The organism is Micromonospora sp. BRA006-A, from assembly GCF_033433935.1.
GTDB lineage: Bacteria > Actinomycetota > Actinomycetes > Mycobacteriales > Micromonosporaceae > Micromonospora > Micromonospora aurantiaca.
In genome coordinates this window covers 4,899,385-4,921,297 of sequence record NZ_JANCLW010000001.1, presented here as the reverse complement: position 1 = coordinate 4,921,297, position 21,913 = coordinate 4,899,385, and the positions used below count along the sequence as shown (strand labels likewise).

The 21,913-nt window shown below is 74.7% G+C and carries 20 protein-coding genes; 6 read left to right on the top strand and 14 right to left on the bottom strand.

Annotated features, from left to right (window positions below; translation table 11 throughout):
* Positions 1-10: 10 nt before the first annotated feature.
* On the bottom strand, positions 11-658 hold the full coding sequence (locus NMK34_RS22245) for a GNAT family N-acetyltransferase (protein ID WP_262014472.1): 648 nt from the start codon (positions 656-658) through the stop codon (positions 11-13).
* A 141-nt stretch (positions 659-799) separates the two neighbouring features.
* Here NMK34_RS22245 and NMK34_RS22240 point away from each other — a divergent pair, with 141 nt between their 5' ends.
* The gene (locus NMK34_RS22240; protein WP_167796881.1) at positions 800-1,063 is read left to right on the top strand and encodes an acyl carrier protein; all 264 of its coding nucleotides are present in this window, start codon (positions 800-802) and stop codon (positions 1,061-1,063) included.
* Positions 1,027-2,793, top strand: coding sequence for a carbamoyltransferase C-terminal domain-containing protein (locus NMK34_RS22235; RefSeq protein WP_318335044.1), 1,767 nt, complete (start codon positions 1,027-1,029; stop codon positions 2,791-2,793). Before NMK34_RS22240 ends, NMK34_RS22235 begins: the two co-directional genes overlap by 37 nt.
* A 1-nt stretch (position 2,794) precedes the next feature.
* Here the strand turns inward: NMK34_RS22235 and NMK34_RS22230 are convergent, their stop codons facing one another.
* Together NMK34_RS22230 and NMK34_RS22225 are read right to left on the bottom strand one after the other, a co-directional pair.
* Positions 2,795-3,793: a hypothetical protein gene (locus NMK34_RS22230; protein WP_318335043.1), complete on the bottom strand. Its 999-nt coding sequence runs from the start codon at positions 3,791-3,793 to the stop codon at positions 2,795-2,797.
* Positions 3,794-3,805: 12 nt separating this feature from the next.
* Positions 3,806-4,894 (bottom strand): phosphotransferase family protein, encoded by a 1,089-nt coding sequence (locus NMK34_RS22225; protein ID WP_318335042.1) that lies wholly within the window; start codon positions 4,892-4,894, stop codon positions 3,806-3,808.
* Positions 4,895-5,088: 194 nt separating this feature from the next.
* Between NMK34_RS22225 and NMK34_RS22220 the strand changes: the two genes are divergently transcribed.
* Positions 5,089-5,697, top strand: coding sequence for an NAD(P)H-dependent oxidoreductase (locus NMK34_RS22220; RefSeq protein WP_318335041.1), 609 nt, complete (start codon positions 5,089-5,091; stop codon positions 5,695-5,697).
* Between the two features lie 37 nt (positions 5,698-5,734).
* Here NMK34_RS22220 and NMK34_RS22215 read toward each other — a convergent pair whose 3' ends face one another.
* On the bottom strand, positions 5,735-5,995 hold the full coding sequence (locus NMK34_RS22215; protein ID WP_318335040.1) for a hypothetical protein: 261 nt from the start codon (positions 5,993-5,995) through the stop codon (positions 5,735-5,737).
* A 132-nt stretch (positions 5,996-6,127) separates the two neighbouring features.
* On the opposite strand from NMK34_RS22215, the gene NMK34_RS22210 reads away from it, so the two are divergent.
* The gene (locus NMK34_RS22210; protein WP_318335039.1) at positions 6,128-7,267 is read left to right on the top strand and encodes an acyl-CoA dehydrogenase family protein; all 1,140 of its coding nucleotides are present in this window, start codon (positions 6,128-6,130) and stop codon (positions 7,265-7,267) included.
* Positions 7,268-7,282: 15 nt separating this feature from the next.
* Positions 7,283-8,338: an acyl-CoA dehydrogenase family protein gene (locus tag NMK34_RS22205; RefSeq protein ID WP_318335038.1), complete on the top strand. Its 1,056-nt coding sequence runs from the start codon at positions 7,283-7,285 to the stop codon at positions 8,336-8,338.
* 10 nt (positions 8,339-8,348) lie between these two features.
* Here NMK34_RS22205 and NMK34_RS22200 read toward each other — a convergent pair whose 3' ends face one another.
* Together NMK34_RS22200 and NMK34_RS22195 are read right to left on the bottom strand one after the other, a co-directional pair.
* The gene (locus NMK34_RS22200; protein WP_318335037.1) at positions 8,349-8,885 is read right to left on the bottom strand and encodes a hypothetical protein; all 537 of its coding nucleotides are present in this window, start codon (positions 8,883-8,885) and stop codon (positions 8,349-8,351) included.
* Positions 8,886-9,062: 177 nt separating this feature from the next.
* Positions 9,063-11,858, bottom strand: a complete 2,796-nt coding sequence (locus NMK34_RS22195; RefSeq protein ID WP_318335036.1) for a helix-turn-helix transcriptional regulator — start codon at positions 11,856-11,858, stop codon at positions 9,063-9,065.
* 469 nt (positions 11,859-12,327) lie between these two features.
* Between NMK34_RS22195 and NMK34_RS22190 the strand changes: the two genes are divergently transcribed.
* The gene (locus NMK34_RS22190) at positions 12,328-12,927 is read left to right on the top strand and encodes a hypothetical protein (RefSeq protein WP_318335035.1); all 600 of its coding nucleotides are present in this window, start codon (positions 12,328-12,330) and stop codon (positions 12,925-12,927) included.
* 224 nt (positions 12,928-13,151) lie between these two features.
* Here NMK34_RS22190 and NMK34_RS22185 read toward each other — a convergent pair whose 3' ends face one another.
* From NMK34_RS22185 to NMK34_RS22150, 8 genes are read right to left on the bottom strand one after another with little or no spacing between them, the layout of a single operon-like run.
* A complete protein-coding gene (locus NMK34_RS22185) occupies positions 13,152-13,865 on the bottom strand; it encodes an aspartate/glutamate racemase family protein (RefSeq protein ID WP_135239741.1) in 714 nt (237 codons plus the stop codon).
* Entirely contained in the window at positions 13,862-15,142 is a 1,281-nt protein-coding gene (locus tag NMK34_RS22180; protein WP_318335034.1) for an NAD(P)/FAD-dependent oxidoreductase, read from the bottom strand. Before NMK34_RS22180 ends, NMK34_RS22185 begins: the two co-directional genes overlap by 4 nt.
* A 13-nt stretch (positions 15,143-15,155) precedes the next feature.
* On the bottom strand, positions 15,156-16,034 hold the full coding sequence (locus NMK34_RS22175; protein ID WP_318335033.1) for a family 3 encapsulin nanocompartment shell protein: 879 nt from the start codon (positions 16,032-16,034) through the stop codon (positions 15,156-15,158).
* Between the two features lie 14 nt (positions 16,035-16,048).
* Positions 16,049-16,888, bottom strand: coding sequence for a methyltransferase domain-containing protein (locus NMK34_RS22170; protein ID WP_318335032.1), 840 nt, complete (start codon positions 16,886-16,888; stop codon positions 16,049-16,051).
* A 29-nt stretch (positions 16,889-16,917) separates the two neighbouring features.
* A complete protein-coding gene (locus NMK34_RS22165) occupies positions 16,918-17,748 on the bottom strand; it encodes an SDR family NAD(P)-dependent oxidoreductase (protein ID WP_318335031.1) in 831 nt (276 codons plus the stop codon).
* A 4-nt stretch (positions 17,749-17,752) separates the two neighbouring features.
* The gene (locus tag NMK34_RS22160) at positions 17,753-18,724 is read right to left on the bottom strand and encodes a sulfotransferase domain-containing protein (RefSeq protein ID WP_318335030.1); all 972 of its coding nucleotides are present in this window, start codon (positions 18,722-18,724) and stop codon (positions 17,753-17,755) included.
* Positions 18,721-19,902, bottom strand: coding sequence for an MFS transporter (locus tag NMK34_RS22155; protein WP_318335029.1), 1,182 nt, complete (start codon positions 19,900-19,902; stop codon positions 18,721-18,723). The genes NMK34_RS22160 and NMK34_RS22155 overlap by 4 nt, the downstream gene beginning before the upstream one ends.
* Positions 19,899-21,227 (bottom strand): DegT/DnrJ/EryC1/StrS family aminotransferase, encoded by a 1,329-nt coding sequence (locus tag NMK34_RS22150; RefSeq protein WP_318335028.1) that lies wholly within the window; start codon positions 21,225-21,227, stop codon positions 19,899-19,901. Before NMK34_RS22150 ends, NMK34_RS22155 begins: the two co-directional genes overlap by 4 nt.
* Positions 21,228-21,913 lie beyond the last annotated feature (686 nt).

Here is a 21,913-nt window from a genome sequence, read left to right as displayed (position 1 = left end):
GGGAGGGATCTCAGCCCGTGCGGTCGGCCGGCCGCCCGTCGCGGCGCAGGTACCACAGCGGGATGCCGACGACCTCGACGGTCTTCGTCAGCTCCCAGCCGAGCGCGGTGTAGAAGCGCACGTTCGCCTCGGTGTCGGTCTCGCCCCAGGTGGGGCGCGGGTCGCCGGCCATCACGTCGAGCAGCGCCTGCATGAGCGCCTCGCCGATGCCCCGGCCCTGGAAGCGCGGCTCGACGCCGACCGGACCGACGTGCCAGTGTGGCTCGGCCAGGTCGTGGATCGCGTAGTGCGCCCGGACGTACTCGGCCCGGGCCGGGTCGCCCACCGGCGGCGCCGCGCCGAGCGCGATCCGGCGGGCGTCGCTGTCGAGCGCGGTGCCGATGCAGCCGCCGGGCGGGACCGCCGCTGCGGCGCCCACCAGGCAGCCCTTGTAGAACGCGCCGATCTGCGGCGGCGCGGGACGGTGGAAGAACGCCGTCCAGATGGGCATCAGCCCGGCCAGCCGGTCCAGCGGCTCGTCGCCGAACATCGCGTACGTGGTGGGGTTGTCCCGCATCGCGCGGGCGACCAGTCCGGCGGCCGGCCGGCGGTCGTCCTTGCGCAGCTCTCGTATCTGGAGTGTGGGCAGGGTCCGGGGTACGGCTCGGGTGTCGGTCACGGGCGCACGCTAACAGCGCCGCGGCGGCCCGGGCAGGGGCGTGACGACGGCGTCGGTGATCCTTGTGGCGGCGGCGATCCGGCACCTATGTTGCCTCGGAGTTCTCGGTTCTGTCGCACCGACCGGAGTGGGGAAGACGAGATGGCTTTGGACCAGGCGAGCGGCCAGGAAACGAACAGGGCGGATCCCGCCACCGTCGTGCACGGCATCGTCGAGGAGGTCGCGGGGGTCGACGTACGGCCCGACGAGAGCTTCTTCGACCTCGGCCTCGACTCCATCCAGCTGATGCAGGTGTGCAACCGCATCAACGAGGAGTTCGGCGAGGTCATCGATCTGTTCCTGCTGTTCGAGAATCCCACTGTCAACGAGTGCGTGTCCGTCATCAGCGCGCAGCGGTCGGGCTGAGCATGCCGACGCCCGAGGTGTGGTGCGGCCTGAAACTCACGCACGACGGCGGCGTCGCCGCCATCGAGGGGAACCGCCTGCTGTTCTCGATCGAGGCGGAGAAGCTGGAGAACCGGCCCCGGCACGCCACCATGCACGAGGCGGCCGACATCGTCGCCCAGCTCGCCGCCAACGGGCTGGCCCCGGGCGACCTCGCCGGCGTCGCGGTGGACGGCTGGGCGCGCGGCGCGCAGGGCGAGACCTGGGTCGAGGTCGCCGACGCCGCCGGCACGCTGCACCCGGTCGAGGTGGCCGGCTACCACGACGAGCCGGGCGCCGGCCGGTTGCTGACCGGGGTGACCGGCAACGCGCCGCTGCTCGGGGCGCCGACGCCGTTCCGCAGCTTCAGCCACGCCACCGACCACGCGCTGTCCAGCTACTGCACCAGCCCGTTCGCCGCCCGGCGGCAGCGCGCGCTGATCACCGTCTGGGACGGCGGCATGGTGCCGTGCCTGTACGTCTTCGACCCGGAACGGGTGAGCCTGGAGTGCCTGGGGCCGGTCGGCTCGATCTCCGGCGCGCTGTTCCCGATCTTCTGCTCGCACTTCGCGCCGTTCAAGATCGACCACGGCACCCGGCGCGCCAACGATCCCGGCCCCGGCCTGGAGGCGCTGCTGCCGATCGCGGGCAAGGCGATGGCGTACGCGGCGCTGGACACGGTCAGCGAGGAGGCGGTGGCCGTGATGGCCGCCGTGACCGAGGAGATCGGCCTGGTCGACGCGGCGATCCCGGCGTACCTGTGGAGCCGCCGCGTGCTCACCCGCACCGCGCCGCTCGGCCTGTCCGACGCGGCGCTCGTCGGCTCGATCCAGGAGTTCCTGTTCCGGGTCTTCGCGGCCGGGCTCGACGGCCTGCTGTCCCGGCGGCCGGACCTGGACGGCCTGCCGATCTGCCTGTCCGGCGGCTGCGCGCTCAACATCAAGTGGAACGCCGGGCTGCGGGCGAGCGGCCGGTTCGCCGGCGTCTGGGTGCCGCCGTTCCCCAACGACAGCGGTTCGGCGATCGGCGCGGCCTGCACCGAGATGGTGCGCCGCACCGGCCGGGCCGACCTGGAGTGGTCGGTGTTCGCCGGGCCCGGCGTGCGCGACGTCGGCCAGCCGCCGCCCGGGTGGTCGGCGCAGCCCTGCGAGATCGAGGAACTGGCCAAGATCCTGGAGGTGCACGGGGAACCGGTCGTGGTCGTCAGCGGCCGCGCCGAGCTGGGCCCGCGCGCGCTGGGCCACCGCAGCATCATCGCGCCGCCCACCTCGGCGGCGATGAAGGACCGGCTCAACGCGGTGAAGGGCCGGGAGCCCTACCGTCCGGTCGCGCCGATCTGCCTGGAGCACCGGGCGCCGGAGGTCTTCGACCCGGGCACACCCGACCCGTACATGCTGTTCGACCACCAGATCCGGCCGCAGTGGCGTTCCCGCATCCCGGCGGTCGCGCACGTCGACAACAGCGCCCGCCTGGAGACCGTCGGACCGGACAACGAGCTGATGTGGCGGCTGCTGACCGCGTACGAGCGCAGCACCGGCGTGCCGGTGCTCTGCAACACCAGCGCCAACTTCCGCGGCAGCGGGTTCTTCCCGGACGCCGAGTCGGTGATGCGCTGGGGTCAGGTCCGGTACGTCTGGTCGAACGGGACGCTGTTCACCTCCGACGCCGACCCGGGAGCCGGCGCCGACCCGGGAGCCGGCGCCGCCGGATGACTCACCGCTGCGGCACCCCGGTGGCCCGGGCGACCGGGAAGAACCGGTGGTGCCGCGCACCGGTGATCTCGTAGATGGCCGTGCCGGTCCGGCCGTCGTCGGTGCGTACCGTCATCAGCTGCTGGCCGCCGCCGAGCCGGCCGTACCGTGCCGACCACGCGCCGGCGCCGGTCAGCCGGATCGTGCTGCCGTCGGCGAACGCCGCGGTGACGGTGCCGGCCAGCCCGGTCACCGCCTCGCCGTCGCGGCCGTAGCCGGCCGGGGCGCCGTCCGCGCCGGTCCAGTCCAGCTCGTGCGTGAACGAGGTGAGCGGCACCGGCGGCGCGTCACCGGCCGGCGCCCAGCAGCCCTCGGTGTACACCCGCGAGCCGTCCGGGTACTCCCAGCACCACAGGCCCAGCATGCCGTCGGGCAGCTGCACCGCGAACCACATCCAGGCCGGCACGTTGCGGTGGTCGCGTACGCCCCACGAGTGGTCCCGCTGGCCCCACCACCGCCGCACCGGCCGGCGTTCCCCGTCGACCCAGTAGGCGCCGTCGAACCAGCCGGACTGGAACATGTGCCGCTGGTCCCACACCGGGCCGCCGGGGCCGTCCAGCACGCCCCGGGGCAGCGCGTGCGGCGCGGTCCGCGCGGTGAACGTCAGCTCCAGCGGCACCGGCACGCCGGGACCGGACGCGCGGACGCCGACCCGGCGGTACGGCTCCTCGACGGTCACCGCGACCGGCCCGGCCACCGGGTCCGGCCGGTCGCCGCCGGCCGGGCGGGAGAACCTGTCGAAGCGGAGCCGTCCGTCCACGCGCACCATCACGTACGCGTCCACGACGCCCCGGTACGGGTGGTGGCCGAGCGTCACCAGCAGCACGTCGCCGTGGGCCCGGTCCGGGTGGGCCACGAAGAAGTAGCTCTCCCGCCAGTGCCGGTACGCCCGGGGCAGGCGCGGGCCGGGCGGGCGGGTGAAGTGGACGAAGTCCTCGTCCGCGGCGGTGAGGATGTCCATCGCGCTCCGATCTCAGCTCAGCAGGGTCAGCGCGTCGAGGTCGGTGACGTGCGCGGCGTGCCGTTCGGCCATCGCCACGAACATCGCGTCGCCGCGCCCGTCGCGGGCGACGAGCATCGCCCCGACGACGGTCATGTGCAGGCCGGCGACGGTGTTCACCCGGTACGAGCGCCAGCACTCGTCGCGGCTCCACCGCACCCCGGCAGCGCGCAGGGCGTCGTGGTACGACGCGAACAGCTCCGCCTCCCGCGCCCGGCGCACGTCGGTCGGCAGGCTGCCGCCGACCAGGTACGCGGCGTCGCTGGGCCCCGGTCCGAGCTGGACGGTCTGCCAGTCCACCACCGTCACCGCCGGTTCCGGGCCGTCGGTGAACAGCAGGTTGTCCACCCGCAGGTCGCCGTGCAGCAGCGTCAGCGGCGGCCGGTCCGCCCGCACCCAGCCCCGGATCCGGGTGCGCAGCGCCTCGACGACGCCGAGCGCGGCGGGGGAGAGCAGGTCGCCGAAGCGTTCCGTGAAGGCTCCGGCGGTGAGCCGGTACGCCGCGCCCAGCCGCCGTCCGCCGTCCGCGCCGCGTACCGGCAGCCAGCCGGGCGCCGGGCGGTCCCAGTGGACGGCCTGCGCGGCGGCGAGCCCGGTCAGCACGGTCGCCACCTCGTCGACGGTGCAGCCGGTGAGCTGGTCGCCGGGGCGGGCCGGCGCGGCGTCACCGAGCAGCAGCACGAAGTCGCCGGAGGACTCGTCGTACCCGGCCGCGTAGCAGCGTGGCACCGGCAGCGGCAGAGCGCCGGCCAGCTCCCGGTAGAACGCCACCTCCCGGCGGTACGCGTCGCTGCCCTGCCCGGTGTGGCGGCTGCGTTCGTCCAGCGCCGGGAACTTGCCGACGACGCTGGCCGGTCCGCTCCCTCCGGCCCAGGCCAGCTCGTACCGGACGTTGTGCCCGAGCTTGCCCAGCCCGAGAGGGGTGGCGGTGACCGCGTCGACCCGGTCACCGGGCGCGGCGGCGCCGGCGGCGACCAGCACCTCGGTGAGCCGGCCGGGGGTGACCAGTCCGGGCTCCCGGAACGGACGCACCGGCACGGTCACCGGAGCGGGGGCGCTCATCGGGGCCCGGCCGGTGACGCGGCGCGGGGACGGACGACGGCCTGGAGGATGCGCGCGATCGGCACTCGCACTCCGTATCTCGTATCGACACTGATGCGTCATCGGCGAGGATAGCGACGTGAACCCGCCGGGTGCACCGGCGCGGAGGACCGCCGTCGCCCCGTCCGGGCCGGTGGCGCGAGGGGAGCCGTGTGGTGATCGAGTCGAACGGGCCGCACCCGGTGACGGTCCTGCTGGGCAACCCGCGTGCCGGGTCGCGTACCGCGAACGTGGCGCGCCGGGCGGCGGACACGCTGGTGGAGTGCCTGGCCGCGCGCGGCGTACGCCTGGCCGAGCCGTCCGTGGTGGACCTGTCGGGGCTGACCCCGCTGCTGGCCACCGCCGACTGGGCGCAGCCGCCGCCGGCGGCGCTGGCCGAGGCGTACCGGCAGGTGACGTCGGCTCGGCTGCTGCTGGTGGCCACGCCCACGTTCAAGGGTTCCTACACCGGGCTGCTCAAGCTGTTCGTGGACCCGCTTCCCCGGCGGGCGCTGGGCGCGACGGTGGCGGTGCCGGTGATGACCGCGGGGCGCGCGGCCGACCAGCACGCCGTCGACAGCCACCTGCGGCCGCTGCTGCTGGCGCTGGACGCCAGCGTGCCGGTGCCCGGGCTGTCCGTGCTGGAGTCGCAGTTCGACCGGCTCGACGACGTGGTGGGGCGGTGGTGCTCGGCGGCCGCGCCGGTCCTGGCCGGGGTGCTGCCCGCGGTCGCGGACCCGATCCTGCCGATGCTGCCCGATCCGTCCCTGCTCACGTTCGTGTAGGGCGGTCCGGAGCCGGCCCGGCCCGGCTCCGGCCCGGTCAGGCGGCCATGCCCTGCGCGATCCAGGTGCGGAACAGCTCCACCTTCTCCGCCTCCCACGGCGCGTCGCAGGGCATGGAGCCGTCCGCGACGCGCTCCAGGATGGACTCGGCGTAGTCCCGGACGTCGTCCAGGCTGGTCAGGTCCAGCAGGAACGTCATCTCGGCCACGTCCATCTCGCGGAACAGCGGCCGGATGTCGCGGGCGAAGCTCAGCGTTCCGGCGCCGGGGCGCTGGCCGGCGGTCTCGGTGTCGGTCACCCGATGCTCCTCTCGACCGGGGCGTTCGGCGGCCCGGATCCGCCAGTGATCCTAGGAGAGCCGGTGCCGCCTGTCATGCCTTGTCGCTTCGTGTATCTCGCCTTTGCTGGGCGGGTCGGCTAGCGTCCGGCCATGGACCTGCGTGACTCGCCCGACGAGGCCGCCTTCCGGGCCCGGGCCCGTGCCTGGCTCGCGGAGGCGGTCCCGGCCGTGGACGACCCGGCCGCCGCCCGGGCCCGCTGGTTCGACAGGGAGTTCCTGACCACCTACGCGCGCCGGCTGCACGACGCCGGTTACGCCGGACTGGGCTGGCCGGTCGAGTACGGCGGCCGGGGGCTGCCGCTCGGACACCAGGCGATCTTCCTGGAGGAGTCGGCCCGCCGGGGCGCCACCGAACAGGCCGGCGTGATCGGGCTGGGGATGGTCGGGCCGACCGTCGTGGCCTGGGGCACGCCCGCGCAGCGGGCCTACTACCTGCCCGGCATCATGCGCGGGGACCTGCTGTTCTGCCAGGGCTTCTCCGAGGCCGAGGCGGGCAGCGACCTGGCCGCCGTGGCCACCACCGCGCGACTCGACGCCGACGCCTACGTCCTCGACGGGCAGAAGCTGTGGTCCTCGTACGCCGCCGTCGCCGACCACTGCCTGCTGCTGGCGCGTACCGGGGGACAACGCCACCGCGGACTCACCTGCCTGCTGGTGGACCTGCGGACGCCGGGCGTGACGGTACGGCCGCTGCGGCAGATCACCGGGCGCGCGGACTTCGCGGAGATCTCGTTCGACGGCGCGCGGGTGCCGGCCGACGCGGTGCTCGGCGAGCCCGGTGACGGGTTCCGGGTGGCGATGACGACCCTGGCCCACGAGCGCGGCACGTTCGGCTTCACCCTCACCGCCCGGCTGGAGGAGCACCTGCGCCAGTTCGTCGCGCTGCTGCGGTCCTCCCCGCTGGCCGACGACCCGGGCGTACGCGACCGCCTCGCCACCGTCTGGACGGACCTGGCCGCGCTGCGCTGGACCAACCTGCGGCTGCTGGCCGAGCTGGCCGAGGGCGGCGAACCCGGTCCCCGTACCTCGGTGGTGAAGCTGCTCTGGTCGCAGGCCAACCAGCGGCTGGCGCACCTGGGCGCTGAGGTCGCCGCGGCCGACGAACGCGCCACGGCGCTGTGGCGGGACCGCCTGCTGCGCAGCCGGGGCAACACCATCGAGGGCGGCACCAGCGAGGTGCTGCGCGACGTCCTCGCCGAACGGGTGCTCGGCCTGCCCCGATCACGCTGAACCCGTGGAGGGACCGTGCGCTTCGCGTTCACCCCGGAACAACTCGCCCTCGCCGAGACCGCCCGCCGGTACCTGGCCGAGCAGCAGCCCTCCGACGCCGCCGGTGTCCCCGAGACCGACCCGGCCCGGCGCGAGGCCGCCTGGAAGACGCTCGGCACGCTCGGCTGGCTCGACGCCGACCTCGGCGCGGTCGAGTGGGGCGTGCTCGCCGAGGAGTGCGGCTACGGGCTGCACCGCGAGCCCTGGCTGACCACCGTCGCGCTGGCCGGCCCGGCGCTGCGGGCCGCCGGTCAGCCGCCGGCCGGCCCGGTGGCGCTGGCGTGGGCGGAGGCACCCGCCGGCCGGGCCCGCCTCGACGATGCGCACCTGCCCGGATGCAGGGCGGTACCGGACCGGGACGCGGTCCGGCTGCACGGCCGCAAGGAACGCGTCGTCGACGGCCTGGCCGCCACCTCGGCGGTGGTGGTCGCCCGAGGGCCCGACGGCCCCGGCCTGTACCTCGCCGACCTCGCGGCGACCCGTCGCGTCCCGCTGCCGGCACCGTGGGACGCCACCCGCGCCGAGTGCCGGGTGGACCTCGCCGGCGCGCCGGCGGAGGATCTGTGGCTGGACGCCCGCCGGGTACTGGCCGACACCCGGCGGCTGGCGCTGGCGCTGTTCGCCTGCGAGGCGGTGGGAATCGCCCGCCGGGCCCACGAGATCGCCGTCGCCCACGCCCGCGACCGGGTGCAGTTCGGCCGCCCGATCGGCGCCAACCAGGCGGTGTCGCACCCGCTCGCCCAGGCGTACGCCCGGATCGAGACGGCGCGGTCGCTCGCCTACCGCGCCGCCTGGTGCGTCGCGGAGCGGGAGCCCGGCGCGGAGCCGGAGGTCGTCGCGGCGGCACTGGCCGCGCGGGCGGCGGCGCTCACCGCCACCGAGGCCGCGATCCAGACGCTCGGCGCGGCCGGGTTCACCTGGGCGCACCCGGCCCATCGCTGGTACCGCCGGGCGCTGTGGCACCAGGACTTCGCCGGTACGGCGTCGGATCTGCGGGCCGAGCTGGCCGCGATGGTCCTCGCCGCGGCCTGACGCCCGGGGTTCAGCTGTCGGTGGCCGCGGAGTGCTTGCGGCGCAACCGGGTGATCCAGCCCTGCGCGGTGTGCGCGGGGACTCCGAAGTGCCCGGCCACCCCGGCGATCGTGCCGGTCTGCCGGTAGACGGCCTCCAGCTCGTCGTCCTGCGGCGCCCGCCGGTACGCCCGCCCGGCCTGGATCCGGGCGGTCGCGGACGGCTTGCGGCTCAGCCCGCCCTTGCGGGACCGGCCGGCCGTCGGGCTCGCCGGTTCGGCACGCGCCGGCTCGGCCGTACCGGTGCTGACCCGGGGGAGCGCGCCACCGGTCACCGACACGCCCGGCCGGTCCCCGGCGGCACCCGGGATGAACGCGGACAGCAGCAGTTCGAGATTGACGTACGGAAGCTCGCCGCCGCGCATCTCGGCGCCCTCGACCGGCTGGATCACGACCTCCTTGACCGTCGGACGGCCGCCCTCGAGTTCGAGGCGGACCCGCGTCTGCACCGCCGGACTGGCGAAGCTCTCGTCGACGACGGGGACGATGGTGACGATGTATTCGTTCATGTCATGCCTTCTTCGGGCACCTGCGGTCCAGAGTTTCTGGTCCCGCGGTGGCGCGGCCCGGGCGTCGGAGGTAAGGTGCGCGGCTTGCGTCGAAGCACGGTTGACACATCGTAGCGGAACAGAAGACGCAATACACCAAGCGGCGAACGCGGAATCGCCGGAGCCCAGCACAGAGACTCAATACTCGTCGGTGCCGGGATCCATCATCGAGGCGATGAGCGCGGAGCGTGACGACACCCCGACCTTACGGAAGATGCGGGTCAGGTGTGCCTCGACGGTCTTGACCGTGACGTAGAGCCGCTCCGCCGCCTCGCTGTTGCTCATGCCGGTCGCGATGAGCTGGACGATCTCCCGTTCCCGGCGGGTCAGCGTCGGCATGTCGACGGGTGGCCCGGAGGTCCGCCGCCCGGCGCGACCGGCCCGGCCCAGCAACCGGCTCTGCGCGCTGATCGAGGCCCGGTGCAGGATCCGGGCGCCGCAAGCCTCGGCGATGCGGCGCACCTGGGCCAGGCTCGCCTCGGCGGCCTGCCAGTCGTGCAGCCCGTCCAGCGCCTTGGCGTGCACCAGACGCGCGGCGGCCTCCTCCAGCGGCCAGCCGAGTTGGGCGAACGCCTCGGCGGCGCCGGCCGCGCCGGCCGCCGCGGCGGGCAGGTCGGTGGCCATCGCGATCCGCGCCCGGGCCAGCGCCACGTGCGCCTGCTGGCCCGGCAGGTCACACGCGCCGGCGTGCCGTTCGGCCTGCTGCACCCAGCGCCGGGCCTCCTCGGTGTCGCCCCGCCGGCGGGCCGCGCCGGACAGCGTCGCGGCCCAGTAGGGCCGGTGGCACACGTCCACCGCGCGCAGCGTCGTCCCGCCGCAGGCCCGGATCAGCAACGTCAGCGTGTTGGCGCGATCGGCGCACTCGTCGCGCATCTGCGCGTGGATGCGCTGGACGACCGAGCCGAACCAGTCGTCTGCCGAACTGCGCACGACCGGCTCGGCCAGGCGCAGCGCCGCGGCCGGCCCGTCCTGCCAGTACACGACGGCGGTACGCATGATGCGCGCGAACCGGTGCATGGTGTCCAGCTCGAGCCGGTCGGCGTACCGCTCGGCCTCGACGGCGTCCGCGCGCGCCTGGTCCAGCAGGCCGAGCTGGCGGGCGGCGCAGGACCGCCCGCTGCGCAGGTACGGCACCAGCACGTCGTTGCGGGCGGTGGTGGCGATGCGCAGCGCCCGGTCGAAATGCCGGATCGCGCGCGTCTCGCGGCCCTGGAGCAACTCCACCCAGCCGAGCAGCGCCAGCACGTCCAGGTGGGTGCTCAGCTCGGCGTCGGTCGAGGCATCGGCGGCCGCCGTGGCGTCGGCCACTGCCGCCGTCACGTCCACCGTGCTCGGCACGTAGCAGGCGGCGAACGCCGAGACCACCCCGAACCACGCCGCCTCCACCGGGCGGCCGGCCGCCCCGCCGGTGCGCCGGGCCAGCGCGGCGTAGCGGGCCGCCTCCCGCTCACCGGCCAGCGCCCCGCAGATCGCCAGCTCCGCGGCGACGGCGGCGGTCAGCCGTCCGGGCAGCGGCGCGGTGTGCGGCTCCGGCATCAGGTCACGCAGCAGCGTGTATCCGAGGCGGCTCTGCCCGCGCAGCCGTTCCACCCGAGCCTGGGCCAGGACCGCCTCCGCCCGCACGTCCCCGTCCGACCGGGCCGCGACGTCCTGGAGCACGCCCCGCCCGTCGGCAACCCGGCCGGCGCGCACCAGCGCGTCGGCCAGGTGCAGCCCTTCGGCCGGGGGCAGCCCGGAGCGCGCCGACGCCGACGGGGCCAGGCGTGCGGCCACCGACAGCCAGCGCACGGTGTCCGCCGCCGGCACGAACGGATGACCGGCGGCGGAGAGCAGCGTACGGGCGGCGTCCGTGTCGCCCGGGCGGGCCGATCGGGCCAGGTGGTCGGCGTAGGCGGGCGCGGGATGGCCCAGCTCGCGCAGCACCCGGGCGGCGGTGGCGTGCAGCGTACGGCGGCGTCCCGGCGGCACCTGCTGGTAGACCGCGGCGCACAGCACCGGGTGCCGGAACCGCAGCGCCGGCTCCTCGTGCAGGTCGGCGCGCAGCACCTCGCGGGCGACGAGCCGGTCGGTCAGGTCCTGGCAGTCCTGCGGGTCCAGCTCGCACATGGCGGCGATCAGCGTCGGGTCGAATGTCACTCCGAGCACCGCGGCGGCCTCGGCCACGGCCCGTTCCGGCGGCGGCAGCGCCAGTTCCGGTGCGAGCACCCGAACCACCTCGGGCGGCAGCGCCTCGGCCAGGTCGACCGGCTGGTGCCGGCTCGGGTCCAGGCAGTCGTCGTCGAGGTGCCGGTACGCCTGGCTGTACAGCGGGTTGCCCCCGCCCAGCGCGTGGATGCGCTCCGCGCGGTGACACGGCTGGGCCAGCATCCGCCCGACCTCGACCACCGACAGCGGCGGCACCTCCAGGCGTTCGTGCCGGCCGCTGGTCACCGCCATGGCCGCGGCGAGCGGGGCGGACATCCGGGCCAGCCGGTACGCCAGCACGAGGACCAGCCCGGCCGGCGGATTGCGGACCAGCTCGCCGATCAGCTCCAGTGAGGACGCGTCGGCCAGGTGCGCGTCGTCGACCAGCAGCATCGGGCCGCCCTGCCGGCTGTGCCCGGCGGCGAGCGCCGCGAGCAGCCGTGACCTCGGGTCACGCCGGCCGGTGCCGCGCGTGCCGTCGTGGGAGCGCCAGAGCGGGGCGAGCATCGCGTACGTCGCGGGGGAGCGCCCGACCGCGGACAGCACTGTGAGTCCGGCGGCGCGGGCGAGGCGCCCGCAGCGTTCGAGCAGCGCCGTCTTCCCGATCCCCGGCGAGCCGGGGAGCTCAAGGACGGTGGACGTGCCGTCGGCCGCCGCGGTGACGGCCCGGCGGGCCGCCGCCAGCAGGGGTGCCCGGCCCACGAACGACGCCGGTTCGGCACCCTCCGGGTCGTCGTCGAGGCTCGCCATCGGACACCTGCATCCTTTCGGGACGTGCGCCGGGCGGGTGCCCGGCCCCGGCCCGCTCCGGCCGGGCGTCGCCGTCCATGATGTGCCGCTGCACGGCACGGCACGGCGCCGGGCGGGCGCGCCGTTGCGCCGGATACCGGCGTAATCGACGGTTGTTGACGCCACGACCCTAACGCCCCGATGCAATGTGGGGTTTCCCCCACTGTCGACGACGGGCCGGCGATCGACACTGGTCGCGGTGTTTCGCGGAAAGGGTTCGCCCATGCGCAAACGAGGTCAGGAAACCGGTGACTGGGTGCTGTTGCACTGTCCGTTACCGGGCCGTTCGACCCATGCCGACTCCTTTCTGACGAGGGGTATCGGTCCGCTCTTTTCGGGTATGCACCGAAGCGGTGAGGTTACCGGCTGGTATTACGACCGGCGCGGTTCCGCCGACGTCCACGTGCATGGCCGCTGCACCGACCCCGGCGTGGTCCGGGCCCGGCTGGCCGGTCTCGTGCTCGCGGGCCGCAGCGCCGGCCGGCCGGTGACCGTGTGCCCCGAGCCCGGCGCGCTGCCGGTACGCCACACCGACCTTCGGGAGCAGTCCAGCGCGCTCGCCCTGGAGATCATCGCGGCGACCGCCACCCGCCCGGCGCGGATCCGGACGGGCTGCGATCTCGCCCTCGCCACGTTCCTGTGCGCCGGGATCGCCGCCGCGTACCCCGGCTCGGCAGCCGCCGAGCCGACCGGGCCGGACGCCTGTCCACACTGCGTGGAGTGGTTGCGGTCGCCACCACCCGGGGTGCCGGCGCGGCTGCGCGGCGTGGCCGGGCTGCTCGCCGAGGGGCGCGGCTGGGTGGCGCGGTGGACCGGGGTGCTGCGCCGGTCGGGGATCGTCCCGGTGGCCGGCGGCCCGGACGAGCTGACCACCCCGCTGCGGTGTCTGCTCAACCAGATCGGCCTCACCGGGGCGGACAGCCGGCGGATCGAGGCGACCGCGCGGCGGGCGGTGCTCGCCGTCACCTCCGGCGTCCCGTTGCGGGCGCACCGCACCCGCCGGGCACCCGGTTACGACTGGTGCGGCTGACCGCGGCGACCGTTCACCGAAACTGCCACCACCGGCTCACCCTGCGTCGTTTCGGGAGCCCGGGAGCGTACCCACGGAACAGTTTTTCCAGGCATTTGCCCACTTCTTCCGGCCGCAATTATTGACCAATCGGCGGAAGTCCCGCACGTCAGCGGCGCGTCCGTTGTCGTTGCGCCCGGACGGTACGAAACCGGCGGTTTCCGGCGCAGTTCTCCGGCAGCTCCTCATTGCGGTCCGCGCCGTTTCCGGTGGTACGGCCGCCGGGTGAGGCTCGCGTACGCCATCGTGGTCAGCGTGACGATGTCGAAGACCGGCACACCCAGCCGCGCCTGGATCCGATGGGCGAACGGCACCAGGTCCGTGCACTCGACGACCAGCGCCCCCAGATCCGGGTGCGCGCCGGCCAGCGCGTCGACCCGTTCGTCCACCTCGGCCGCCAGCCGCTCGACGTCCAGGGCGTCGCGCCGCCCCTCCAGCATCACCTCGCGGAACTCCGGCTGCCCGGCCATCCCGGTGACCGCCACCGGCACGTCGGCGGCGCCGATCGCGGCCAGATGACGCGGGGTCAGCGCGGCCTCGTCGGCGACCAGCAGCCCGACCGGACGCCCGACCATCCGGTGCACCATCGGCAGTTGCACCAGGCTCGACGACCACAGCGGCACGCGCACCGCGGCGGCGAGTTCGGCCTGGAACAGCACGAGGAACCCGCACGCCCCGGTGATCCCGGCGACCCCGGCCGCCTCCAGGTCACGGGCCGCGTCGACGAACGGTCGCAGCAGCGTCGGGTCGGCCTCGCGGACCAGCCGCTGCGGTGTGGCGCCCTCCACCACCCGGTAGCGCACCGGGAAGTCGAACGTGTCCGGGTTGCGGATGTGCCCGGGGATCTTGTCGAAGCTGGTGTCGAGGCAGAGCACGCCGATCTCCGGCCGGTCGCTCACGAGATCCCCCTCTGGAAGCGGTCCACCGCGAACGTCTCCAGCGGCAGGTCCGGCTCGGCGCCGGAGACGAGCTGGGCGAGCAGTTGCCCACCGGCCGGTGCCAGTCCCATCCCGATGTGCCCGTGCCCGGTGGCCACGCTGACGTTGTCGTAGCCGCCGGCCCGCCCGATCAGCGGCAGGCTGTCCGGGGTACACGGCCGCAGCCCGCTCCACACGTCCAGGCGCCGGCCGGTGTCCAGCGCCGGCAGGTACCGCCGCGCGGTGTGCAGGATCCCGTCGACGCGGCGCGGCGAGATCGACGTGTCCAGGCCGGACAGTTCCAGCGTGCCGCCGACGCGTACCCGGTCACCCAGCGGCATCACCGCGACCTTGCCCTCGCTGAGCAGCACCGGGCGGGTGGGCGTGCCCGGCCCGGCGGGCAGCGTGACGGTGTAGCCCTTCGCCGGTTGCAGCGTCAGCGCGACGCCGAGCATCCGGGCACACACCGCCGACCACACCCCGGCGGCGATCACCACCTCGGCCGGGCGCAGCTCGCCCCTGCTGGTGCGCACCGCGCGTACCCGCCGCCCGGTCACCTCGAAGCCGCGTACCTCCGCCCCGGTGACGACGTCCACGCCCCGCGCCCGCAGCGCCGCCGCGAACGCCACCAGGAACGCCGGGATGCGCAGCGCGGCGCCCTCCTCGTTGAGCAGCGTCCCGGCCACCGCGAAGTCGACGCCGGGTTCCAGCCGGGCCAGCTCGGCCCGGTCCAGCTCGCGCAGCGGCACGCCACGCGCGGTCGCCGCCGGGATCGTCCGGCGCGCCTTCGCGTACCCCTGCTCGGTGTGGCAGGCGAGGATCATGCCACGTTCGGTGAGCGTCCCGGCCAGCTCGTCCTCGGCGCAGATCTCGCGCAGCAGCGCGAGGCTGCGCTGCTTGAGCGCGAGCAGCGTCTCGAAGCCGGCGCGGGCGTGCCGTTCGGTGCAGTGCCGGCGGAAGTGCCACAGCCAGGCCAGCAGCGCGCCGTCCAGCCGGGGCCGCACCGCGAACGGGCTCTGCGGGCTGAACAGCCAGCGGATCCCGGTCGCCGGCACCCCCGGCTCGGCCAGCGGCGCCGAGCCCTGGGTGCCGACGAAACCGGTGTTCCCGGCCGAGCAGGCCGCCGGGTCACCGACCTCACCCCGGTCCACCACCGTCACGCTGAGCCCGGCGCGGCGCAGGAACCAGGCGCAGCACAGGCCCACCACGCCCGCGCCGACGACCAGCACGTCGGGGTCGGTACGGCCCGGCGTCGTCATCAGTCGCCGCCGGTCAGAGCGTCACGACGAAGAAGCAGGTGGGCAGGTTCACCACGACCCGCTCCCAGATCTCGGCGCGCAGCGCCACCCCGGGTTCGGCGAACGTGCCCGGCGGCGGCTCCGCGAACCCGATGGTGGACCGGCCGGCGTCGAACAGCAGCGCGCCGTGGCCGAAGTCGCCGACGATCGCGGTGCCCGGGTCGACCAGCCGGGTACGCACGATGAACACGCCGTTGTCCTCCACGTCCCGCATCAGCGAGCCGCTGCCCAGCAGCCGGTAGTAGTCGGCCGGGTTGATGATCAGCCCGTCGGCGGTGCTGCCCATCTGCTCGACCTCGTTGCACGCGGCCAGGACGGTGGACGCGAACGGCCCCGGGTCGGTGAGCCGGCCCAGGTCCGGCATGGTCAGCAGCCCGCCCTCGCCGCGCAGGATGGTGTGGTTCTCGGCCGTCGCCAGCCGCACCACCAGCCGGTAGTCGATGAACTGCGCGAAGCTGACCGGATCCTCCCACAGCGTGTCCGGCACCTGCACCCACGCGGTGGTGGTGAGCAGCGGCGGGATGGGGGAGCGGTGGAAGTGGTTGGCCGCCTCCCGGCGCAGTTCCGCGCCGTCCACCGCCGGATCGTCCGGGCGGGGCGGGCTCTCGTGCCAGTAGTAGTCCTGCGGATCCCGGGACAGGTCCACCACCTTGAGCATGTTCCGCGACGGGTAGCGGGGCTTGCGCCGGGAACTGGTCAGCGAGTCGGTGATCGTCACGTCGTAGTCGACGCTGGTGTCGAAGCCGTCCTTGGCGAACGCCTCGACGAACGTCGCGCCGGGCGACATCTGCGTCTTCCGCTCGGCGACCACCTCGGCGATCGTCCGCTTCACGGTGTCGGTGCGCTGTGACATCTGCTGTCCCTCCCTCAGGCCGGCTTGCGGGCGACGAACATGCCCCAGCCGAACTCGCCCCTGTCGATCGCCGCCTGGATCTCGTCGCACGAGTCGGCGAAGCCGAGGATCCAGGTCCGCGCCGCCTCGTCCGCCGTCGTCTCCGCGCGCTCCCGGGCGGTGCGGCCCAGCACCCGGTACGTCTGCCTGATGTGCGCGTCGAGACTGCGCGCGACCACGTCCACGAACCCGGCCTCGGTCAGCGCCCGGCGGTAGCCGTCGAGCGAGTAGCCGTCGTTCCAGCGCACCCGGTCGTAGACGTGCCGGCGGGCCGCCTCGCCGATCCGCTCGGTGGGCTGGAGGAAGTCGGACACCGCGAGCACCCCGCCGGGGGCGAGCACCCGGAACATCTCGGCGTGGCTGCGCGGCTTGTCCGGCACCAGGAACAGCGCGTCCTGACTGACCACGTGCGTGAACGTGCCGTCGTCGTACGGCAGGGCGGTGGCCGAGCCGTGCCGGAACGACACCGGGAGCGAGGCGCCCCGCTCGGCGCGCCGCTGCTCGGCGAAGCGCACCCGCTCGATGCTCAGGTCCAGCCCCTCACCCCGGCATCCGGTGCGCTCTGCCAGGCGCAGCAGGAAGTTGCCGCAGCCGCAGCCCACGTCGAGCACGTTCGCCGAGGCGTCGATCCCGGCGTCGGCGGCGAGGATGTCGGAGGTCCGGTCGGCCGCCGCGTGATAGTCGGAGTCGTCCTCCCCGGTGAAGTAGCCGGTGTGCAGCACGCCCTCGCTGTCCCAGAAGCTGAGGTACGTCTGCGTGGTCTGGTCGAAGAACTCGGAGACGTCCCGCTCGGTGAACCGGCTGGTCGTGGACATGGGCACTCCCTTGTGCGGCGGTCGGTGGGTCAGGCGTAGGTGTCCTTGCGGACGCCGGTGAGGTGGGGCAGGTCGGGGCCGGTGGCGGCGGCGCCGCCGTCGATCAGGTGCACCCCGGCGGTCACGTACGACGCGCGTTCGCCGGCCAGGAACGCGGCCACCGCGGCGACCTCCTCGGGCCGGGCCAGCCGGCCGACGGCGCTGTGGTGGCCCATCGCGGCCAGCCGCGCCTCGACGTCGCCGTCCGCGCCGGCGAGCCGGGCCGCGGCGCGTTCCATCGGCGGCGTCCGCACCCCGCCGGGCGCGAGCACGTTCACGGTGACGCCGTCGCGGCCCACGTCGACGGCGAGGCCCTGGGCGAAGCGGACCAGCGCCGCCCGGGTCACCCCGGACAGCACGAGCGGGCCGATCGGCACGCAGGCGGTCTCGGAGGCCACCAGCAGCAGCCGGCCCCAGCCGGCGGCGCGCATGTGCGGCAGCGCGGCGAGCGACACCGCTACCGCCGGCAGCAGCACCCGGTCGACGGCCGCCCGGTAGTCGTCGGTGCCGAAGCCGGTGGCGGTGCCCACCGGCGGGCTGCCGCCGCTGACCAGCAGCACGTCCACGCCGCCCAGCTCGGCGGCGACCCGGTCCACCCAGCGGGCGGCGGCCTCGGTGTCGGTGAGGTCCACGCCGGTCGCGCTGACCCGGCCGGAGGCCACCGCCGTCAGCTCCCGCTCGGCGGCGGCCAGCCGCTGCGGGTCACGCCCGCAGACCGCCACGTGCGCGCCCTCCGCGGCGAACTCCTTCGCGCAGGCCAGCCCGATGCCGCTGGTGCCGCCGGCGACGAGCGCCACCCGGCCCTTGAGCCCCAGATCCACGTCCTCACCTCTCCGTCTCGCCGACGCGGGCCGCCGCGCCGGGGTACGCCGGGTCGCCGTCCGGCCCGCCGGACCGGTAGCCGTATCGGGTGGACAGCGGCCAGGCCAGCGCCGCCACGGCGAGCCGCTGCCGGCCGGTCAGCGTGCGCCGCCACCCGTCGTCGCGGTCCCGGATCACGGTCGGGCCGGTCCGGAACCGGTCCGGGTTGCCGGTGACCGTGTGGTTGCCGCGCAGCTCGACGGTCCGCTCCCGCACCGGGTTGGCCGCCGGGTCCACGCCCACCAGCCGCAGCAGGTCGCCGATCGTGCCGGCGGGGTCGGCGGTGAAGTCCTCGTAGCGCAGGAACGCCGACCGGTCCGGGTAGCGCCTGTTTATGGCCGCCGACGCGAGGTTGAACCCGTGCCAGTACGCGGTGCTGCGCGCCGCCGACATCGCGTAGACGTACTCCTTCGGCTCCCGCCACGAGTGCGCCACCGCACGCGGGTCGCGCACCAGGTGCAGCCAGTACGCCTCGACGCCCGGCACGTGCGGCAGCAACGCCGACTCGCCGGGGATCTTGGTGCTGTCCACGATGACGCGGGCAGCGGTGCGCGCGGCCACCTCCCGGTAGACCGCGCCGAGCAGCTCGGCGTGCGCCCGGGTGTCCGCGTCGTACGCGCCCCGGCGCAGCACCCGCCACGTGTGCCGGGTCCGCAGCCGGGCGCGTTGCCGGCGGATCACCTCGGCGGCGTGCGCGTCCGCCGGCGTCCCGGCCGGACGGCCCAGCGGCAGCACCGCCGACCACAGCGGACACGCGGTCAGCGCGGCGCCGCAGCCGCACCTGTCGTTCACTCCGCGCCCGGTCGAGTTCTTCCACAGGAAGTGCAGCTCACCGACGTGCACCACACCGGGCGCCTCGCCGAGGACGTTGCCGATGATGGTGCTGCCGTTGCGGCACCAGCCGTTGACACTCAGGACGGTCACCGGTGCGCTCATGCCGCGCGTACCTCCGCCGGAGCCGGCGCGGGCGCGACCCGGCCGATGCGCAGCGCCATCGCGGCGGCGACGGCCGCGCCGGCCGCGCCCGCGACGAACACCGCCGGATAACCGAGACCGGCGGCGACCAGGCCGGTCGCCGGCCCCCACACCGCAAGACCCAGATCCCAGAACGAGGTGTACGCCCCGATCGCCGCGCCCTGCCGCGCCGGGTCGGTGCGGTTCATCACCATCAGCGCCAGCGACGGGTGCAGCAGGGAGAACCCGACGCCCATCACCACACTGCCGGCCACCGCCACCGGCAGGTTCGGCGCGACCGCGATGACCAGCAGCCCGACCGCCTCGCCCACCCCGCACCAGGTGGCCACCCGGCGCGGGCCGAGCCGGTCCGGTAGGTGCCCGATGACCAGGCGGGTGCCGGCGTACACGGCGCTGAAGACGCTCAGCACCACCACGCCGTGGCCGATGCCCCGGGCGTCCAGGTGCAGCACGACGAACGCGGCCAGGCCCGCGTACCCGGCGGCGCCGAAGGTGAGCGCGACGCCGGGCAGCAGCGCCGGTCGCAGCAGCAGCCCGGCACCCTTCGCCGCCGGTGCGGTCCGCGCCGGCGCGGGCACCAGCGCGACGAGCGCCGCGCCGACCGCCGGAGCGACTGCGCTGAGCAGCCACACCGCCGGATAGCCGGCCTGCTGCACGGTGGCGCCGAGGAACGTGCCGGCGGAGATGCCGCCCCACATGCTCACCCCGTACAGGCCGATGAGCTGACCGCGCCGCTCGTGCGGGGCGAGCTGGACGATCCACACCGCACCGGCGGTGAACAGCGCGGCCTCACCGGCGCCGAGCAGCAGCCGGACCGCGACCAGCGCGGGCACGGTCAGCGGGGCCAGGTAGAGCAGGCCGCCACCGGCCACCACGAGCGCCCCGGCCAGCATCACCGTGCGGTGGCCGTGCCGGTCGGCGAGCGCGCCCGCGACCGGCCGGACCAGCAGCGCGGTCACCGCTGTCACCGTGACCACCACGCCGACTGTCAGGTCACCGGCGTCGTGCCGTTCGCGCAGGAAGCCGGGCAGCACCGGGATCACCGCTGTCAGTCCGAGGTAGCCGGTGAACAGCCCACCGAGCAGCCCGGCGAGCGCGAGCCGGGGCAGCGGCCGGGCCGGGGTGTGCGCGCCGGTCACGAGCCGACCAGCGCGGTCTCACGGGCGGCGGCCACCTTGCGGACCGCGCGGACCAGGTCGTCGCAGTCCTCGGGCGTGAGGTTCGACGACAGCGGCACATCGACGGTCTCGGTCAGCAGCCGTGCGGTGCGCGGCAGCGTCGCGCGGATCTCGCCCGGGTCGGCGCTGTCGTACAGGAACCGCCAGTTCCAGAACGCCCGCACGTTGAGGTCGTCGTCCGCGCCGATGTTGCGGGCGTCGATCCCCTCCGCCCGCAGCGCGCGGGCGAACCAGCCCGCGTCGCCCCAGCCCGCGTCGCCGCCGGGCACGCGGAACACGAACGCCTCCCCGAGGTACGCCCCGGGCGCGACCGGCCGCCGCACCGCGATCCCGGGCAGTCCGGCCAGGGCGGCGCTGACGTGCGCGTAGTTGCGGTGGAACAGTGCAAGCCGCTGCGGCAGCCGGGTCAGCTCGGCGCGCAGCAGGGCCGCCCGGATCTCGTCCATCCGCAGGCTCAGCAGCGGCAGGTCCAGGCCGGTCAGCGGCGGCTCGCCGTGCGGGAAGTGCCGCCGCAGCCGCCCCTCGTACGCCCCGGACAGCGCCACCGCCCGCGCGAACAGCGTGCTGTCGTCGGTGATGAGGAAGCCGCCCTCACCGCAGTTGAGCGCCTTGTCGGACTGGGTGCTGAACGCCCCGGCGGCCCCGAACGTGCCGAGCTTGCGCCCGTTGAGTTCGGCGCCGAGCGCCGGCACCGCGTCCTCGATGAGCGGCACGCCCATCTCGGCGGCGAACGCGGACAGCGCCTCGACGTCGGCGGCGAAGCCGCGCATGTGGACGACCATCACGGCGCGGATCTCGGGCCGCCACCGGCGGCGCAGGTCGTCGAGGTCCATCCGCAGGTCGTCGTCCACCTCGACCAGGAATGGCCGGCAGCCGGCCAGCACAATGGCGCTCGGGGTGGCGACGAAAGTGAATCCGGGGCAGGCCACCAATGAGCCCGGTGGCACTCCGGCGCCCATCAGGGCAAGCGCCAGTGCGGCGGTACCGCTGGAAACGGCCAGCGCGTGCCGGGTGCCGAAATAACGACACAGTTCGTCCTCGAACCGCCCGCATTCGGTTTCATGAGGTGGCCGGTGGTCATATCGGAAGTAGAGGTGACTGCGGACGGCGCGAATAGCCGCGTCCTCGTCCTCGCTGTGCACGAACACCGCGCCCTTGTCGTACGTCGGCCAGGGCGTACGCCGCACCGGCTGCCCGCCCTGCAAGGCGAGCTGTTCGGGCAGCTCAGAGCCGTTCTGCACCGGCCTCGACGGGCTCGGTGCGGGAGCGTCGTTGTTCCCGTCCACCGGCGGACTCCTCGGGCGAGCGGCGACAATTCCTATTTGCTCGGTAGGATTGGCCGGGGTGCGGCGCCGGGCATGGTCGCCCGGCGGAATCGCAGTCCCGGCGCGATCCCGTCGAGGGGTAAGAAATGCCACCAGATCCGACATTCATGGTACGTCGATCCAGCGAGAGTAATGATTGTCGTCGATCCCGTACGCGTCAACAGACAGACGTGAATATGTTCGGTGCCGGGCCGTGCCGACAGTGGACTATGCGGAATTGTCGCTGCCGGCCCGCTGATCCGCCGCCCAGGGGCCGCCCGGCGCGTCGGGCGGCCCCTGATGACGCCGGGCCTGATCGCGCCGGGCCCGGTCGTCCGGGCCTGACTGCACCGCGCCCGATCGTGCGGGGTCCGGTCGCCCCGAAGCCTGGCCGCCGTCGGACTTGCCGTCACGGCAAGTAGCGTCCGCGGCTCCCCGGCAGAACTCCCCCCGCGCCCTTTGCTCTGCAGCCATCGGCGCATCGGTGACTCACGGCCACTGCCGCTTATGTGGATGCAGAGCAAAGGGCGCGAAGGGGTATGCGTCCAGCTCTCGGCTCGCCGCGCATCGTCGCTGCTCAGGAGCATGCTGCGGACAATTCGACCATTCGGCCCCGGCAACTGCCGTCACCCTCCGTGATTCGCTACCGACATCGGGCTGCTGTCACG

What these genes read in the sequence shown, in the direction of transcription:
- NMK34_RS22240 (WP_167796881.1), top strand. Translation starts at nt 800, where the DNA reads ATGGCTTTGGACCAGGCGAGCGGCCAGGAAACGAACAGGGCGGATCCC.
- NMK34_RS22230 (WP_318335043.1), bottom strand. Translation starts at nt 3,793, where the DNA reads ATGGACATCCTCACCGCCGCGGACGAGGACTTCGTCCACTTCACCCGC.
- NMK34_RS22225 (WP_318335042.1), bottom strand. Translation starts at nt 4,894, where the DNA reads ATGAGCGCCCCCGCTCCGGTGACCGTGCCGGTGCGTCCGTTCCGGGAG.
- NMK34_RS22210 (WP_318335039.1), top strand. Translation starts at nt 6,128, where the DNA reads ATGGACCTGCGTGACTCGCCCGACGAGGCCGCCTTCCGGGCCCGGGCC.
- NMK34_RS22200 (WP_318335037.1), bottom strand. Translation starts at nt 8,885, where the DNA reads ATGAACGAATACATCGTCACCATCGTCCCCGTCGTCGACGAGAGCTTC.
- NMK34_RS22195 (WP_318335036.1), bottom strand. Translation starts at nt 11,858, where the DNA reads ATGGCGAGCCTCGACGACGACCCGGAGGGTGCCGAACCGGCGTCGTTC.
- NMK34_RS22180 (WP_318335034.1), bottom strand. Translation starts at nt 15,142, where the DNA reads ATGACGACGCCGGGCCGTACCGACCCCGACGTGCTGGTCGTCGGCGCG.
- NMK34_RS22175 (WP_318335033.1), bottom strand. Translation starts at nt 16,034, where the DNA reads ATGTCACAGCGCACCGACACCGTGAAGCGGACGATCGCCGAGGTGGTC.
- NMK34_RS22170 (WP_318335032.1), bottom strand. Translation starts at nt 16,888, where the DNA reads ATGTCCACGACCAGCCGGTTCACCGAGCGGGACGTCTCCGAGTTCTTC.
- NMK34_RS22160 (WP_318335030.1), bottom strand. Translation starts at nt 18,724, where the DNA reads ATGAGCGCACCGGTGACCGTCCTGAGTGTCAACGGCTGGTGCCGCAAC.